Below are 15,875 nucleotides of genomic sequence, written 5' to 3'. Positions count from 1 at the left end.
CGCGGCGGTCCTGTTGTAGTCTGTACAGGTTGTCCACGACCAGACGCACTCGCGTCCGCGGGAGTGGGCAGATGCTACATACCCTCCTGTCACGGAAATACCGTGGCCGTTCAGTCCGAAGGAGGTGGGTTAGTGACGCATCAGTACGAGATCATGGTCATCCTGGACCCCGAGATCGATGAGCGCACCGTCGCTCCGAGTCTCGACAAGTTCCTCAACGTCATCCGCACCGATGGTGGATCCATCGACAAGGTCGACGTCTGGGGCCGCCGTCGTCTGGCGTACGAGATCAACAAGAAGTCCGAGGGCATCTACGCCGTCGTCGACTTCACGTCGACCTCCGCCGCAGCGAACGAGCTCGACCGTCAGCTGAAGCTGTCCGAGGCCGTCATGCGCACCAAGGTGCTGCGGGCCGAGGAGGGCATCGCCCAGGTCGCGGCCGCCGCGAAGCTCGCCGACGAGAAGGCCGCCCGCAAGGCCGCCAAGGCCTCGGCCGCTCCCAAGGCGTAGCGCTCATGGCCGGCGAGACGATCATCACCGTGGTGGGGAACCTCACCGCCGACCCCGAGCTGCGCTACACGCAGGGCGGGCTCGCGGTCGCGAACTTCACCATCGCCTCCACGCCGCGCACCTTCGACCGTCAGGCGAACGACTGGAAGGACGGCGAAGCGCTGTTCCTCCGCGCCTCCGTCTGGCGCGAGTTCGCCGAGAACGTCGCAGGAACGCTGACCAAGGGCAGCCGCGTCATCGCGACCGGCCGCCTGAAGCAGCGCTCCTACGAGACGAAGGAAGGCGAGAAGCGCACCAGCATCGAGCTCGAGATCGACGAGATCGGGCCCTCGCTGCGCTACGCGACCGCGCAGGTCACGCGCGCCTCCGGTGGAGGCGGACGCGGCCAGGCCGGTGGCGGCCAGGGCAACGGCGGTCAGATCGGCGGCGGCCAGGGCGGCTTCGGCGGCGGCGGTCAGGGGGGCTCCGGCAACGCCGGCGGCAACCGTGGCGGTCAGGCCGAGGAGCCGTGGGCGCCGAGCGCTCCCGCCGGTGGCGACGTGTGGAGCACGCCGGGCAGCTACAACGACGAGACGCCGTTCTGAGCCTCGGCTCGGACGCTCTCCTCACCTGAATCACGCCTCCCCCGCACCGCGATCGCTCGCGGCGGGGCAGGGGCGAACCAGAATCTAAGGAAACCACTATGGCTGGAAAGAGCAGCGGCGACCGCCGCAAGCCGATCCGCGGCAAGGGCGCGAAGAACGCGGCCCCCGCGAAGTCGGTCCGCGTGGGTGTCATCGACTACAAGGACGTCGCGACCCTCCGCAAGTTCATCTCGGAGCGCGGGAAGATCCGCGCCCGTCGTATCACCGGCGTCTCCGTTCAGGAGCAGCGCCTCATCGCCCGTGCCGTCAAGAACGCCCGCGAGATGGCGCTCCTGCCCTACGCCGGCAGCGGAAGGTAGGTAACGGTATGTCCAAGGTCATCCTGACCCACGAGGTCGACGGACTCGGCTCGGCCGGCGACGTCGTCGACGTGAAAAACGGGTTCGCCCGCAACTACCTCATCCCGCAGGGCTTCGGCGTCGCGTGGACCCGCGGTGGCGAGAAGCAGGTCGAGCAGATCAAGTCGGCGCGAGCCGCTCGTGAGCACAAGACCATCGAAGAGGCCCAGCACACCAAGCAGGTCCTCGAGGCCAACCGCGTGAAGCTGACGGTCAAGGCCGGCAAGGACGGCCGCCTGTTCGGCTCGGTGAAGACCTCCGACATCGCGAACGCGGTGGCGGCGGCCGGATTTGGCGAGCTCGACAAGCGCAAGATCGTCATCTCGAACGCGATCAAGCACGTCGGCGAGCACGAGGCCGTGGTGCGTCTGCGCGACGACATCCAGGCCACTGTGAAGCTGCAGGTGGTCGCGGCCAAGTAAGGCCGTGAGAACGCCGCGGAGGGCGGTGCGACGGGACTTCCGAGTCCCCTCGCACCGCCCTTCGTCGTTCCCGTTCTCCACAGCTCCATCCACATACACCCTCCGGCGGGACCAACCTTCACTGTGGTCTTGAGACTCTTTTCCCCACACACCTGTGGAAAGCAGGAAATGCCTGGTCAAGAGCCGGAAAAAACTTGTTGAGGGCCGCTGATCCCACAGGGTTGTCCACACGTTGCCCACAGTGGGCCCGGCGTTTCCCCTCGGTTCTGCACAGCTCTCTCCACAGGGCGGTTTGCGTGCCGCGGGCGGCGGTCCGTAGGGTGGCGCAGCGCCCCGCGAGGGGTGCGGGCAGGCGCCCGTGCGCCGCTGTCGGAGGTCGCTGGTAGACCGGATCCCGGCACCGGCTCGACCGGACGCGCAGCACCCGACAGGAGGAGGCGAAGGCATGACGATCGCGCACCTGGCGGTACCCGGCTCGGACGGACGGGACGGTCGCGGAGACCGCGGCGAGTCGCGCGGGAACGAGCGGACCCCTCCGCACGACCTCCTCGCCGAGCAGTCGGCGCTGGGCGGCATGCTGCTCTCGAAGGACGCGGTCGCCGACGTCGTCGAGAGCGTCAAGGGCACCGACTTCTACATCCCCAAGCACGAGATCGTCTTCGACGCGATCCTCGCCCTCTACTCGCACGGCGAGCCGACCGACGTCATCGCGGTCACCGACGAGCTCACGAAGCAGGGCGAGCTGCAGCGGGCCGGCGGCGCCGACTACCTGCACACGCTCACCTCGATGGTCCCCACCGCGGCCAACGCCGGCTACTACGCCTCCATCGTCGCCGAGCGCGCTCTGCTGCGCCGCCTCGTCGAGGCGGGCACCCGCATCGCGCAGATGGGCTACCAGGGCGAGGGCGAGGTGCTCGACCTGGTCAACACGGCGCAGGCCGAGATCTACAACGTCACCGGCTCCGAGACGGCGGAGGACTACGTCCCGCTGACCGACGCGGTGACCGTCGCGATCGACGAGATCGAGGCGGCCGCTCACAAGGACGGCAGCTTCACCGGCGTCCCCACCGGCTTCGCCGACCTCGACGACCTGACCAACGGCTTCCACGCCGGGCAGATGATCATCGTCGCCGCGCGCCCCGCGCTCGGAAAGTCGACGCTGGCGCTCGACTTCGCCCGCGCCGCCGCGATCAAGCACAACATGGCCACGATCTTCTTCTCCCTCGAGATGGGGCGCAGCGAGATCGCGATGCGCCTCCTCTCGGCCGAGGCGTCCGTGCCGCTGCAGCACATGCGCAAGGGCACGGTCGACCAGCGCGACTGGACGACCATCGCCTCCACCCGCGGCCGGATCAACGACGCGCCGCTCTACATCGACGACTCGCCCAACATGACCCTCGTCGAGATCCGGGCGAAGTGCCGCCGGCTCAAGCAGCGGGTCGGGCTCAAGATGGTCGTCATCGACTACCTGCAGCTGATGACCTCCGGCAAGAAGGTCGAGAGCCGCCAGCAGGAGGTCTCGGAGTTCTCGCGTGCCCTCAAGCTCCTCGCGAAGGAGCTGCAGGTGCCGGTCATCGCGCTCTCGCAGCTGAACCGAGGCCCCGAGCAGCGCGCCGACAAGCTCCCCGCCATCTCGGACCTCCGCGAGTCCGGCTCGATCGAGCAGGACGCCGACATGGTGATCCTCCTGCACCGCGAGAGCGCCTACGAGAAGGACAACCCGCGCGCGGGCGAGGCCGACCTCATCGTCGCCAAGCACCGCAACGGCCCGACCCGCACGGTGACCGTGGGCTTCCACGGCCACTTCTCGCGCTTCGCCGACATCCCGGCGGTCTGACGTGAAGGGCGCCGCTGCCGTCCCCGAGCCCGTCGACGTCCCGCTGGGCGGCGGGTCGATCCGCCTGGGCCAGTTCCTCAAGTTCGCGGGGATCCTCTCGGGCGGCGAGGCCAAGGAGGCGGTCGCCGAGGGGCTGGTGACCGTCAACGGCGAGGTCGATCTGCGCCGCGGCCGCCAGCTCGCCGTCGGCGACGTCGTCGGGTTCGACCGGAACCGCTTCCGCGTCTGCGAGTGAGGGCGACCGCCCCTCGGCGGGTGCGATCGGCCGAGACGCCGCGGAACGGATGAGACGCCGCTCAGAGGCGGGCGCGTCGGCGTGTTGAGCGGTGGCTCGGCGCACACTGGCTCCTGGACATCCCGGGACGACAGGAGACGCGCGTGCAGCTCGGCATTCACTTCATGAACTTCACTCTGCGCGGGGGGAGTGCGCAGATCGCGCCGATCCTCGGAGCGACCGCGCGGACGGCCGAGGACGTCGGCTGCGCCTGGTTCACGCTGATGGACCACTACTTCCAGATGGAGCACTTCGCGACGAGCGAGGATCCGATGCTCGAGGGCTACACCTCGCTCGGCTTCGTCGCCGGCCGGACGGAGCGGATGCGGCTGGGGCTCCTCGTCACCGGCGTGACGTACCGCCATCCGGGACTGCTCGCGAAGATCGTCACCACCCTCGACGTGCTCTCCGGCGGGCGCGCGATGCTCGGCATCGGCGCCGCCTGGTACGAGCGCGAGCACCTCGGGCTCGGTGTGCCGTACCCGCCGCTGAAGGAGCGGTTCGAGCGGCTGGAGGAGACGCTGCGGATCTGCCGTCAGATGTGGAGCGACGACGACGGGCCGTTCGAGGGGACGCACTACCGGCTCGCCGAGACGCTGAACCACCCGGCGCCGATCCAGCAGCCCGGCCCGCCCATCCTCATCGGCGGCGGCGGAGAGAGGAAGACGCTGCGGCTGGTCGCGCAGTACGGCGACGCCTGCAACCTGTTCGGCACCGGCGCGGACGACGTGGCGCACAAGCTCGACGTGCTGAAGCGGCACTGCGACGACCTCGGGCGCGACTACGCGACGATCACGAAGACCATCACCGGGGGCGGCGATCCGATCGGCGACCCCGACGGCTTCGTCCGCGCGATGGAGGAGTACGCGGCGCTGGGGATCGACCACGTGCAGCTGGCGCCGGCCGGGCCGGATCCGGAGGGGTACGTCGCCCGGCTGGGCGAGGGCGTGATCGAGCGGGTGGCGGCTCTCGGCTGAGGGCTCCCGGGACGCACAGCACTCCGACCGGTTCGGGTGCCGCGGGCGTCACCGCTGATCCGCTCCGCCGGCCGGGTCCGCCGTCACCGGCGCGAGGACTCCGGTGGCGGGCATGTCCCGGGTCGGGGGACGCCGTCGGCGGATCCTGCCCCCCGTCAGGGTCGCGGCGTAGACGCGGGCGAGGAGCGCGACCCACGGTTCGAGCCTCCCACCTCGGGTTATTGAGCTCACGCTGACGTGGGCAGATCGCTGGCCTCATGCCGCACGTGTCCTCTCGTACCTCGCTCCGCCGTCATCGGCAGGACCGCAGAAGAGGGCGATCGGGACGGGTGTCGTCCTCGCCGTCGTCGGCGCCGCGCTCTTCGCCGGCGTCTCGGTGCAGGCGGCCACTGCTCCCGACCTCGGCACGGCGGAGGACTACTCCGTCCTGGCCGCGTCGACCGTGACGAACACGGGGTCGAGCGTCCTGGACCAGAGCGTCGGGGTCAGCCCGCTGACCGCCGTCACCGGGTTCCCGCCCGGACGGACGGACGGAGTGATCCACCGCGGAGACGCGGAGGCGGCCCAGGCCCAGGCCGACGTGGGCACCGCCTACGGACAGCTCGCCTCGCAGGCGACGACCGCGCAGATCGACGCCGAGATCGGCGGCAGGACGCTGAAGCCCGGGGTCTACACCGCGGCCGGACCGGTCGGAGTGACGGGGACGCTCACGCTCGACGCGGAGGGCGTCAACGAGGCGGTCTTCGTGATCCGCGCCGCGTCGATGCTGACGACGGCGTCGTCGAGCACGGTGGCCCTGATCAACGGAGCGCAGGCCTGCAACGTCTACTGGCAGATCGGCAGCTCCGCGACGCTCGGCACCGACTCGGACTTCGTGGGCTCCGTGCTCGCCTCGGCCTCGATCACGGTGACGACGGGCGTCTCCGTCGAGGGCCGCGCACTGGCCCGCTCGGGAGCGGTGACGCTCGACTCCAACGACTTCACCGAGCCGGGCTGCGAGCCCTCCGACGGCGGACCGTCGCCGACGGCGACTCCGACCATCACGCCGACCGTGACGCCGACGGTCACGCCCACCGTGACCCCGACGGTCACGCCCACCGTGACCCCGACGGTCACGCCGACCGTGACGCCGACGGTCACACCCACTGTCACCCCGACCGTCACGCCGACCGTGACTCCCACGGTCACGCCGACCGTGACGCCCACGGTCACGCCGACCGCGACGCCCACGGTCACTCCGACGGTGACCCCGACCATCACGCCGACCGTGACCCCCACCGTCGCGCCGACCGTGACGCCGACGGTCACACCCACTGTCACCCCGACCGTCACGCCGACCGTGACTCCCACCGTCACCCCGACGGTGACTCCCACCGTCGTGCCGACGGTGACTCCGACGGTCACGCCCACCGTGGCTCCGACGGTGACTCCGACGATCGCGCCCACCGTCACTCCGACGGTGACTCCGACGATCGCGCCCACCGTGGCTCCGACGGTCACGCCGACGACCACGACCACGCCGACGGCGACCCCGACCGTGGCTCCGACGGCGACTCCCACCACCACGCCGACGGCGACCCCCACCCCCACGCCGACCGCGACGCCCACGGCCTCGCCCACTCCGACCGCGACCACAGCGCCGCGACCGGCGCCCTCCCAAGCCGCGGTCGTTCCCGTGTCCGGGTCGAACGGTCCCCGCGGTCCGGCTCTCGCCTCGACCGGAGTGGACGCCGCAGCGACGGCGACCGCCGGAGTGCTGGGCCTGCTCGCCCTGGTCGGCGGCGGTCTGATCCTCACCCTCCGACGCCGCAGTGAGCGCACCGGCAGCTGATCCCGGCTGATCACCGGCAGCTGATCATCGCCACGCCGTGCGCCGGACTCCCGAGGGGTCCGGCGCACGTCTGCGCCCTCGATCGCGCTCCGCCCGTCCCTCCGGTGTCCTCGCCGATGCGCGCTGGCCCGCTCGTGCGTCGAGACGCCGCTCCGAGGGTCGGGACACCGCTGAGCAGGCGGTGTCCTCCGCGTTCTCGCGGAGGGCGGGGGCGTCAGCCGGAGGACTCCCGCGGCACGAGGCGGACGGGCATGGCCTGCACCCCCGCGGTCGGACGTCCGTGGATCGCGTTCGAGAGCTCCTCCGCGGCGGCGCGGCCGAGCGTGTCGAGCATCATGTCGATGCTCGAGAGCGGCGGGCGGGCGGCCTCGACGAGGAGGTCCCAGTTGTCGAAGCCGACGACGGCCACGTCCTGCGGCACCCGCCGGCCGGTCTCGCGCAGGTGGTCGAGGGTGCCGCGGGCGATCTGGTCGCTCGCGCAGATGATCGCGTCGAGGTCCGGATGCGCGCGCAGCAGCGTCTCCGCGCACTGGCGGCCCCAGCTCTCGGACCACTGCCCGAAGAGGACGCCGCCGCCGACCAGCGGCAGCCCCGCCTCCGTCAGCGCCTGCTCGACGCCCCGGGCGCGGTCGTGCGCGGCGGTGTAGCTCGGCTCGCCGTTGACGAGGGCGATCCTGGTCCGTCCGCGCTCGATCAGGTGGCGGGCGGCGAGGACGCCGGCCTGCACGTTGTCGGGCGTGAAGGAGGAGTCGCGCGGATCCTCCGAGGGCGCGTAGGCGTAGACGACCGGCACCGGGATGGTGCGGGTGATCGAGGGGCGCGGGTTCGTCGTCCGGCCGAGCACCACGATCCCGTCGACGCGCTTGGCGAGCAGGTTCTTGATGTGGTGCTGCTCGCGGATCGAGTCGCCGCGGGCGTCGCAGAGGAGCACCGACGTCGATCCTGCGCCGAACGCGTCCTCGGCGCCGAGCAGCACGGGGAGCACGAAGCGGTTGTCGAGGTCGTTGGTGAGCATCCCGATGGTGCCCGTGCGCCGGGAGTTGAGGGCCTGCGCGAACGGGTTCGGGGTGAAGGAGAGGGCCTCGGCGGCGTCCAGCACGCGCTGGCGGGTCTCGGCGCGCACCTGGTCGCGGCCGTTGAGCGCCTTGGAGGCGGTGGCGATCGAGACGCCGGCGGCGGCCGCCACGTCGGTGAGCGTAATGGTGCCGGTGGGCTTGCGTGGTGGCACCGCGCCTCCGTTCCGGGCCCGGCGGGCCGCCGCGTCGATCCTCGCACGACTCCGGCGAAAAACCGAAAAGACCGAAAAGGTCGCATCTCTTGACGCGCTGACCGCCCCTGCCTAGGTTTACCCGACAGAAAGTAGTTTCGGCCCGGCGCAGACGATCGGGACGACTGCCGAGGAATCCGTCAACGACGAAGGGATCATCCGTGAAGACGAGGAAGCACGCTCGGGGCCTCGCCGCCGCCGTCCTGCTGGGGACGGCCGCCGCCGCACTGACCGGCTGCGCGAGCGGCTCCGGGGGAGACTCCGGCTCCGCCGCGGGAGGCAGCTACACGTTCTGGGACCCGTACCCCCAGTTCGACGAGTCGTCCGACTGGGCGAAGCTCATCGACTCCTGCGGGACCGAGGCCGGCGTCACCGTCGAGCGCACCGGCTACGACACCACCGACCTGACCAACAAGGCGCTGCTCGCCGGCCAGCAGGGCAACTCGCCCGACCTCCTGCTCGTCGACAACCCCGTGGTCTCGACGCTCGCGGAGTCGGGCATCCTGACCACGACCGCCGATTCCGGGCTCTCCACCGACGGGATCGACGCGAACATCCTCGCGGCCGGCCAGACCGGCAGCGACACCTTCGGCGTGCCGATCGGCGCCAACACGCTCGCGCTGTACTACAACAAGGCCGTGCTCGAGAAGGCCGGCGTGGACGCCGCCTCCATCACCGACTGGGCCGGGCTGACCGACGCGCTCGAGAAGGTCACCGCCTCCGGTGGCAAGGGCATCACGTTCTCCGGCATCGGCACGGAGGAGGGGACCTTCCAGTTCCTGCCGTGGTTCTGGGGCTCCGGCGCCGAGCTGACCGACCTCGACTCGCCCGCCGCGGTCGACGCCGTCTCGCTCTGGAGCGACTGGCTCGAGAAGGGCTACGCGCCCAACTCCGTGATCGGCAACACGCAGACCACGAGCTGGCAGGAGTTCGAGACCGGCGAGTACGCGTTCGGCGAGAACGGCACCTGGCAGCTGGCGAACGCGAAGGCCTCGGGCATCGACTACGGCGTCCTGACCATCCCGTCGAAGGACGGCGGAGCGGCCCCCGCACCGACCGGAGGCGAGTTCCTCACCCTCCCGGTGCAGTCGGACACGGCGCGCTACGAGACCTCGAAGAAGATCGCCGAGTGCCTGACCTCGACGAGCAGCCTGGTCACGACCGACAACACGCTCTCGTACATCGCGCCGACGGCCGAGGCGCAGCAGGAGCAGGTCGCCGGCAACGCCGACCTCGAGCCGTGGGTCACCGCCGTGCAGGCCGCGAAGGGCCGCACCTCGGACGATCTCGGCACGAAGTACCCGAAGATCTCGGAGCAGCTGTGGGGCGCGGTGCAGACCGTGCTCAGCGGCTCGCAGTCTCCCGAGGACGCCCTGAAGGCCGCCCAGTCGGCCGCCGAATCCGCCACGAAGTAGGACGACCGGGGGCTCCCGCTCCCCGAACGAGGTCCTTCCGGCCGGTGCTCCGCGCACCGGCCGGGGGGACGGGAGAGACCATGACCACTGCCACCGAGACCGCCCGCCTCCTGCGGCGCGGCACCGAGCCGCCGGCCCCGCCCGCCCCGGCCGCCGAGAGCCGTCGGCGCCGCTGGCGACCCGAAGGCGGCCGTCTGGTCGCGTGGGCGTTCCTCGCCCCGCTCGTCGCCTACCTGCTCGTCTTCTACGCGTTCCCGCTCTACCGCAACCTCGAGCTGAGCCTGAAGGACTACACGGTCCGCTCGTTCGTGCAGGGGAACGCGCCCTTCGTCTGGTTCGACAACTACGTCCAGGTGTTCCAGGACGCGACCTTCGGTCCGGCGCTGCTGCACACGGCGGTCTTCACCGGCGTCTCGCTCCTCTTCCAGTTCACGCTGGGGCTGGCGCTCGCCGTGTTCTTCTACCGCCGCTTCCCGCTGGCGAGCACGCTCCGGGCACTGTTCCTGGTGCCGTGGCTCCTGCCGCTGATCGTCTCGGCCTCGACCTGGTCGTGGATGCTCAACAGCGACTCCGGCATCGTGAACGCGTTCCTGGAGTCGTTCGGGATCGGCCAGATCAACTGGCTCACCTCGCCGACCACCTCGCTGATCGCGGTCCTGATCGCGAACATCTGGATCGGCATCCCGTTCAACCTGGTGATCCTCTACTCCGGCCTGCAGAACATCTCGCAGGACCTCTACGAGGCGGCCTCGCTCGACGGCGCGACCGGCGCCCAGCAGTTCTGGCGGATCACGCTGCCGCTGCTGCGGCCGGTGTCGGCGATCACGATCCTGCTCGGCCTCGTCTACACGCTGAAGGTGTTCGACATCATCTGGATCATGACGAAGGGCGGCCCCGCCGACTCCTCGACCACGCTCGCCACCTGGACGTACCAGCTCGGCTTCGGCTCGATGCTGCCCGATTTCGGACCGGCCGCGGCCGTCGGCAACCTGCTGATCATCCTGGCCCTCGTCTTCGGCCTCGTGTACATCCGGGTCCAGCGGAAGCAGGCCGACTCGTGACCGCGCGCCGCCCCTGGTACCTGACCGTGGTCGGGATCGCCCTCACGGCGGTCATGCTGTTCCCCGTCTACTGGATGATCAACGTCTCCCTCACTCCGACCGGCTCGATGCGGAAGGATCCGCCGGACTGGTTCCCGTTCTCGCCCACGTTCACCGGCTACCAGGCGGTGCTGAGCGAGCAGCTGCCCTACCTGGGCACCAGCCTCGTCGTCGGCCTCGGCACGGTGCTGCTGACCGTGGCGATCGCCGCTCCCGCCGCCTACTCGCTGGCGAAGCTGCGGCCCCGCGGCGGGCAGGCCCTCTCGTTCGTGCTGCTGATCGCGCAGATGATCCCGGCGATCATCATGGCGATGGGCTTCTACGCCATCTACCTCAACCTGGGGCTGCTCAACTCGATCCCGGGCCTGATCGTGGCCGACTCCACCATCGCGGTGCCGTTCGGCGTGCTGATCTTCACGGCCTTCATGTCGGGGATCCCCGACGAGCTCACCCAGGCGGCGCGGATGGACGGAGCGAGCGCCTGGCGCACCTTCACCTCGGTGATCATGCCGATCAGCCGCAACTCCGTGGTCACCGTCTCGCTGTTCGCGTTCCTCTGGGCCTGGTCGGACTTCATCTTCGCCTCGACGCTCGACAGCGGCGGGAAGCTCCAGCCGATCACCCTCGGCATCTACAAGTACATCGGCAACAACAACCAGGAGTGGAACTCGATCATGGCGACCGCCGTGGTCGCCTCGCTCCCGGCCGCCGTCCTCCTCGTCGTCGCCCAGCGGTACGTCTCGGCGGGAGTCACCGCCGGCGCCGTCAAGGACTGACCCGTCCCTCCAAGGAGACACCGTGACCCTCACCGCCCCCACCGCCACCGCCCTCGGCGGCCCGGTCGCCCCCTCGCGGAGCGTGCTCCGGCCGCTGCGCCAGGACGAGATCCGCCTCACCGGCGGCTTCTGGAAGCACTACCAGGACCTCAACTCCTCCGCCGTCATCGAGCACTGCCGCTCGTGGATCGAGCGCGTCGGCTGGGCCGGCAACTTCGACCGCGCTGCCGACGGCTCGATCTCGTCCGCCGAGAGCGGCGACGCGCACGCGGGCATCGAGTTCGTGGACTCCGAGGTCTACAAGCTCCTCGAGGCCATGGCCTGGGAGCTCGGCCGGAGCGACGACGCCGGGCTGCAGGAGCGGTACGACGACCTCGTCTCGCGGGTCGCCTCCGCCCAGGACCCGGACGGCTACCTGCACACGAGCTTCGGCCGGCCCGGCCAGCGTGCGCGCTACTCCGACCTGGAGTGGGGCCACGAGCTGTACAGCTTCGGGCACCTGATCCAGGCCGCCGTGGCGCGGCTGCGCACCGGGCACGACGACCTCCTGCCGCAGGTCGCCCGACGGCTCGCCGACCACGTGCACCGCGAGTTCGGGCCCGAGGGGAGGGTCGCCGTGTGCGGCCACCCCGAGATCGAGCCGGCGCTCGCCGAGCTGGCGCGGGCGACGGGGGAGGAGCGCTACCTCGAGCTGGCCCGCCTGTTCGTGGAGCGGCGCGGGACGGGGACGCTGAAGCCGATCGCGTTCGGCGCCGAGTACTTCCAGGACGACGTGCCCGTGCGCGACGCGGAGGTGCTGCGCGGCCACGCGGTGCGGGCCCTCTACCTCGCCTCCGGGGCTCTCGATGTCGCGGTCGAGACCGGCGACGCCGAGCTGGAGGAGGCGGTCCGCCGCCAGTGGGAGGCGACCGTCGAGCGGCGCACCTACGTCACGGGCGGGATGGGCTCGCACCACCAGGACGAGGCGTTCGGCGCCGACTACGAGCTGCCGCCGGACCGCGCCTACGCCGAGACCTGCGCGGCGATCGGCTCCACGATGCTCAGCTGGCGGCTCCTGCTCGGCTCGAACGAGCCCCGCTACGCGGACCTGATGGAGCGGACGCTGCTGAACGCGGTGCTCCCCGCGACCCGCGAGGACGGCCGCGCCTTCTTCTACACGAACACGCTGCAGCAGCGCGTCGACGGAGTGGCTCCGGACGAGTCGCGCGAGACCGACCGCGCGCAGTCCAGCCTCCGCGCGCCCTGGTTCTGGGTCTCGTGCTGCCCGACCAACACCGCCCGCACCCTGGCGAGCGTGGAGCTCGGCTTCGCGACCGCTACCGACGACGGGGTGCAGCTCCACCAGTACGGCGCGTACGAGGTGCGCACCGGAGGCGTCGCGCTGCGCGTCGAGACGGAGTACCCGGCCGACGGCGAGATCGTCGTGCGGATCCTCGAGGACGCGGAGTTCGCGCTGACGCTGCGGGTGCCGCCGTTCGCGCGGGGCTCGGCGCTGCTCGACGGCGAGCCGGTCTCGACGCCGACCGTCACTGTCCGCCGGGCGTTCTCCGCCGGCGACACCGTGCGGCTCTCGCTGCCGATGACGGCCCGCTTCGTCGCCCCGCATCCCCGGATCGACGCGGTGCGCGGCCAGGTCGCCCTCGAGCGCGGGCCGTTCGTGCTGGCGATCGAGTCGCTCGACCTGCCCGAGGGCCTGGACACCGAGCACATCGCGGTCGACGCCTCGGTGCCGCCCGTCGTGACGGCGGAGGGAGCGCGCGTGTCCCTCGTGGCGCGGGAGGCGGCTCCCGGCTGGCCCTACGGTTCCGTGCCGGTGGAGGAGGGGCGCCGCTTCGAGGCGGAGTTCCGGCCGTACCACCGCTGGGCGAACCGCGGACCGTCGACGATGCGGATCTGGACGCCGACGGCCTGACGGGCACCGCTCGCGAGAACGCGGAAGTCGTCGCACTCGAGCGCGAGTGCGACGACTCCTGCGTAGTGGCTGCCGTCGCGGCGCCCGCGCTCAGATCCAGCCGCGCTCGCGGGCCTCGATGACCGCGCGCTGGCGGGTGTCGACGTCGAGCTTGCGCAGGATCGACGAGACGTGGTTGCGAACGGTGCCGGAGGAGAGGTGCAGCGCCGCGCCGATCTCGCCGATCGTCTCGCCGCGGGAGCCGGCGCTGAGCACGTCGAGCTCGCGGTCGGTCAGCGGGCTGCGCGTGCTCGCCAGGGCGTCGGCGGCGATCTCCGGATCGACGTAGCGGCGTCCGCTCGCGACCTGGCGGATCACCTCGGCGACGTCCTCGACCCGGCGCGACTTCGGCAGGAAGCCGCTGACGCCCGCTCCGAGCGCTCGCCGCAGGACCCCCGGCCGCGCGTGCCGGGTGACGACCACGACGCGCGTCGCCGAGACCCGGCGCAGCCGCTCCGCCGCCTCGATCCCGTCGAGCCCGGGCATCTCGACGTCGAAGAGGCACACGTCGGGCTGCAGGCGCAGCGCCTCCGCGACCGCCTGCTCGCCGTCGCGGCACTCGCCCACGATCTCGAGGTCCTCCTCGAGGCGGAGGAGCGCGGCCAGCGCCGTGCGGATCATGTCCTCGTCGTCGGCGATCAGCACCCGGATCACGAGTCGCTCCCCACCGGCAGGCGCGCGTCCAGCTCGAAGGAGCGGCGGACCGCCCCGGCGCGCAGTGTCCCGCCCGCGCGCTCGACCCGCTCCGCCATGCCGAGGACGCCCGAGCCGGTCCCGTCCGCCTCCTCCGCGTCCGGTGCCAGGTCGTTCACCGCCTCGAACCGCCACTCGTCCTGCTCCCGCGCGAGCCGCAGCCGCGCGCTGGAGCCGCCGCCGTGCTTGAGGATGTTGGTCGTCGTCTCGCGGACCACCGGCCCGAGCGTCTCGGCCGGCGCGTGAGCCGCCGCCGGGTCGACCTCGAGCTCGACGCGGAGCCCGGCCGAGCGGAGCAGGTCGGCAGCGTTGGCCAGCTCGTCGGCGAGCGGGACGCTGCGGAAGCGCGTCGCCAGCTCGCGGGTGCCGGTGCGGGCGCCGTCGACCGAGCGCCGGGCGGCGCGCAGCTGCTCGAGAGAGGCCTCCGGGTCGCTGCCGAGGAGGCGCTCGGCGAGCTCGAGCTGCAGCGCGATCACCTGGAGGTGGTGCCCCTGGAGGTCGTGCACGTCGCCGGCGAGCAGCAGGCGCTCCTGCGCGGCGGCGAGTCGGCCCTCGGCGGCGCGCGCCCGGTCGAGCTCGCGGACGATGTCCCACCACCACAGCGCGCTGACGACCGTCAGGGGCAGCAGCGTCGCGAACAGCAGGAGGGTCGAGAGCGCGGCCGACGCGTCCGGCGCCGCGCGTGTCTGCTCGAGCACCGCCGCGACCGCGAGGACGATCGTGCAGAGCACCATCACCCGGAGCCGCACCCCGCTCTGCCAGGGCAGCACGGCGACCAGGGTCGCGGCGAGCGAGAGCCCGAGCGCGAGGCTCCCGGCGGCCGTGCCGGTGAGCGCCGCGGCCGCCACTCCGAGGCCGAAGACCAGGGTCGGCACAGCCCGGAGGCGCACCGGGCCCTCGCGGTCGGCGCGCCGGTACGCGAGCGCGGTCGGCGAGAACACCGCGACCCAGGCGGCCGCACCCAGGAAGTAGGCGCCCTTCCGCCACTCCTCGGCCTCGGCGCTCAGCACCGCCACGGACCAGACGGCCAGGACGATCACCACGAAGGAGGCGGCCGACGCGAGGGTGTACCACCAGGTCACGGCGACGCCGCGGCCCGCGCGCACGGGCGGATCCGCCTCGGTCGAGTTCACCATGCGGCCCAGGCTACGACCATGACACTTGTCACCCCTCGGGCCGTCGATCCTCCCGGGACGCGGTGACCCGGCGGCACTGCCGCAGCGGGCGCGGACACGGTCGGATGGAGGAGTCCCGAGAGCCGGGGCCACGAACCGGAAGGCACGACCATGACGATCATCAGCGACGCGATCCTCGGATTCCAGGACCTGATCGGCCGCGTTCCCGAGCTCGTGCAGCCCCTCGTCGTCGCCGCGGCCGGGGCCGTCCCCTTCATCGAGGGCGAGGGAGCGGCGAGCATCGGGATCATCGGCGGCATCCACCCGGTCGTCGCCGGGCTTGCGGGGGCGATCGGCAACTTCGTCTGCGTGGCGCTGCTCGTGCTGCTGGGCACCGGCGTCCGCTCGGCGATCACGGGCCGCTCGGAGGCGAAGCGGACGACTCCGCGGCGCGAGAAGTTCCAGCGGGCCTTCACCCGTTACGGCGTCCCGGGCGTGAGCCTGCTGGGGCCGCTGCTGCTCCCGACGCACTTCACCGCGGTGATGCTGGCGGGCGCCGGAGTCGGCCGCGGGCGGATCCTGCTCTGGCAGGGCGTCGCGATCGCGCTGTGGACGACGGTGCTCACGGTGATCGTCGGGCTCGCGGTCTCGGGCGCGACGCAGGCGGGCTGAGCGGGCCGGACACGGTCCAGAAGCGTGCGACCCCGGTCGCGTAGAGGCGTCCG

At 71.6% G+C, this 15,875-nt stretch carries 16 protein-coding genes; 13 read left to right on the top strand and 3 right to left on the bottom strand.

Annotated elements, in window-relative coordinates; translation table 11 throughout:
* The first annotated feature begins 132 nt into the window (after positions 1-132).
* From rpsF to C5B92_RS17520, 8 genes are all read left to right on the top strand, one after another.
* Positions 133-510, top strand: a complete 378-nt coding sequence (gene rpsF, locus C5B92_RS05310) for a 30S ribosomal protein S6 (RefSeq protein WP_068207796.1) — start codon at positions 133-135, stop codon at positions 508-510.
* Between the two features lie 5 nt (positions 511-515).
* Positions 516-1,094, top strand: coding sequence for a single-stranded DNA-binding protein (locus C5B92_RS05305; RefSeq protein ID WP_104222691.1), 579 nt, complete (start codon positions 516-518; stop codon positions 1,092-1,094).
* Between the two features lie 98 nt (positions 1,095-1,192).
* Positions 1,193-1,453 carry a 30S ribosomal protein S18 gene (gene rpsR, locus C5B92_RS05300; RefSeq protein ID WP_055784551.1) on the top strand — a complete coding sequence of 87 codons (261 nt, stop codon included), beginning with the start codon at positions 1,193-1,195 and terminating at the stop codon, positions 1,451-1,453.
* A gap of 8 nt (positions 1,454-1,461) precedes the next feature.
* The gene (rplI, locus tag C5B92_RS05295; RefSeq protein ID WP_104222692.1) at positions 1,462-1,914 is read left to right on the top strand and encodes a 50S ribosomal protein L9; all 453 of its coding nucleotides are present in this window, start codon (positions 1,462-1,464) and stop codon (positions 1,912-1,914) included.
* A gap of 445 nt (positions 1,915-2,359) precedes the next feature.
* Positions 2,360-3,751, top strand: a complete 1,392-nt coding sequence (gene dnaB / locus C5B92_RS05290; RefSeq protein WP_104225797.1) for a replicative DNA helicase — start codon at positions 2,360-2,362, stop codon at positions 3,749-3,751.
* A gap of 1 nt (position 3,752) precedes the next feature.
* Positions 3,753-3,986, top strand: a complete 234-nt coding sequence (locus C5B92_RS05285) for an RNA-binding S4 domain-containing protein (protein WP_104255635.1) — start codon at positions 3,753-3,755, stop codon at positions 3,984-3,986.
* A 143-nt stretch (positions 3,987-4,129) separates the two neighbouring features.
* A complete protein-coding gene (locus tag C5B92_RS05280) occupies positions 4,130-5,002 on the top strand; it encodes an LLM class F420-dependent oxidoreductase (protein WP_374952916.1) in 873 nt (290 codons plus the stop codon).
* Positions 5,003-5,378: 376 nt separating this feature from the next.
* A complete protein-coding gene (locus C5B92_RS17520; protein WP_219814216.1) occupies positions 5,379-6,833 on the top strand; it encodes an ice-binding family protein in 1,455 nt (484 codons plus the stop codon).
* A gap of 214 nt (positions 6,834-7,047) precedes the next feature.
* On the opposite strand, the gene C5B92_RS05270 is transcribed toward C5B92_RS17520, so the two are convergent.
* Complete coding sequence (locus C5B92_RS05270; RefSeq protein WP_104225800.1) at positions 7,048-8,061, bottom strand: LacI family DNA-binding transcriptional regulator; 1,014 nt, start codon at positions 8,059-8,061, stop codon at positions 7,048-7,050.
* Between the two features lie 200 nt (positions 8,062-8,261).
* On the opposite strand from C5B92_RS05270, the gene C5B92_RS05265 reads away from it, so the two are divergent.
* The 4 genes from C5B92_RS05265 (at position 8,262) to C5B92_RS05250 (ending at position 13,303) form a co-directional block, all read left to right on the top strand.
* A complete protein-coding gene (locus tag C5B92_RS05265; RefSeq protein WP_104350127.1) occupies positions 8,262-9,515 on the top strand; it encodes an extracellular solute-binding protein in 1,254 nt (417 codons plus the stop codon).
* 80 nt (positions 9,516-9,595) lie between these two features.
* Positions 9,596-10,576, top strand: a complete 981-nt coding sequence (locus tag C5B92_RS05260; protein WP_104225802.1) for a carbohydrate ABC transporter permease — start codon at positions 9,596-9,598, stop codon at positions 10,574-10,576.
* Entirely contained in the window at positions 10,573-11,391 is an 819-nt protein-coding gene (locus tag C5B92_RS05255) for a carbohydrate ABC transporter permease (RefSeq protein WP_104222699.1), read from the top strand. Before C5B92_RS05260 ends, C5B92_RS05255 begins: the two co-directional genes overlap by 4 nt.
* A 22-nt stretch (positions 11,392-11,413) precedes the next feature.
* A complete protein-coding gene (locus tag C5B92_RS05250; RefSeq protein ID WP_104350126.1) occupies positions 11,414-13,303 on the top strand; it encodes a glycoside hydrolase family 127 protein in 1,890 nt (629 codons plus the stop codon).
* 90 nt (positions 13,304-13,393) lie between these two features.
* On the opposite strand, the gene C5B92_RS05245 is transcribed toward C5B92_RS05250, so the two are convergent.
* Both C5B92_RS05245 and C5B92_RS05240 read right to left on the bottom strand, forming a co-directional pair.
* Entirely contained in the window at positions 13,394-13,996 is a 603-nt protein-coding gene (locus C5B92_RS05245) for a response regulator transcription factor (protein WP_104222701.1), read from the bottom strand.
* On the bottom strand, positions 13,993-15,171 hold the full coding sequence (locus C5B92_RS05240) for a sensor histidine kinase (RefSeq protein WP_104274109.1): 1,179 nt from the start codon (positions 15,169-15,171) through the stop codon (positions 13,993-13,995). Before C5B92_RS05240 ends, C5B92_RS05245 begins: the two co-directional genes overlap by 4 nt.
* A 150-nt stretch (positions 15,172-15,321) precedes the next feature.
* Between C5B92_RS05240 and C5B92_RS05235 the strand changes: the two genes are divergently transcribed.
* Positions 15,322-15,822 (top strand): small multidrug efflux protein, encoded by a 501-nt coding sequence (locus tag C5B92_RS05235; RefSeq protein ID WP_104225805.1) that lies wholly within the window; start codon positions 15,322-15,324, stop codon positions 15,820-15,822.
* Positions 15,823-15,875: the final 53 nt, after the last annotated feature.

The sequence above is a fragment of the Rathayibacter sp. AY1A4 genome (genome assembly GCF_002930955.1).
Taxonomy (GTDB): domain Bacteria; phylum Actinomycetota; class Actinomycetes; order Actinomycetales; family Microbacteriaceae; genus Rathayibacter.
The sequence above is the reverse complement of the archived record's forward strand: the minus strand, read 5'-3'. Positions and strand labels throughout refer to the sequence as shown.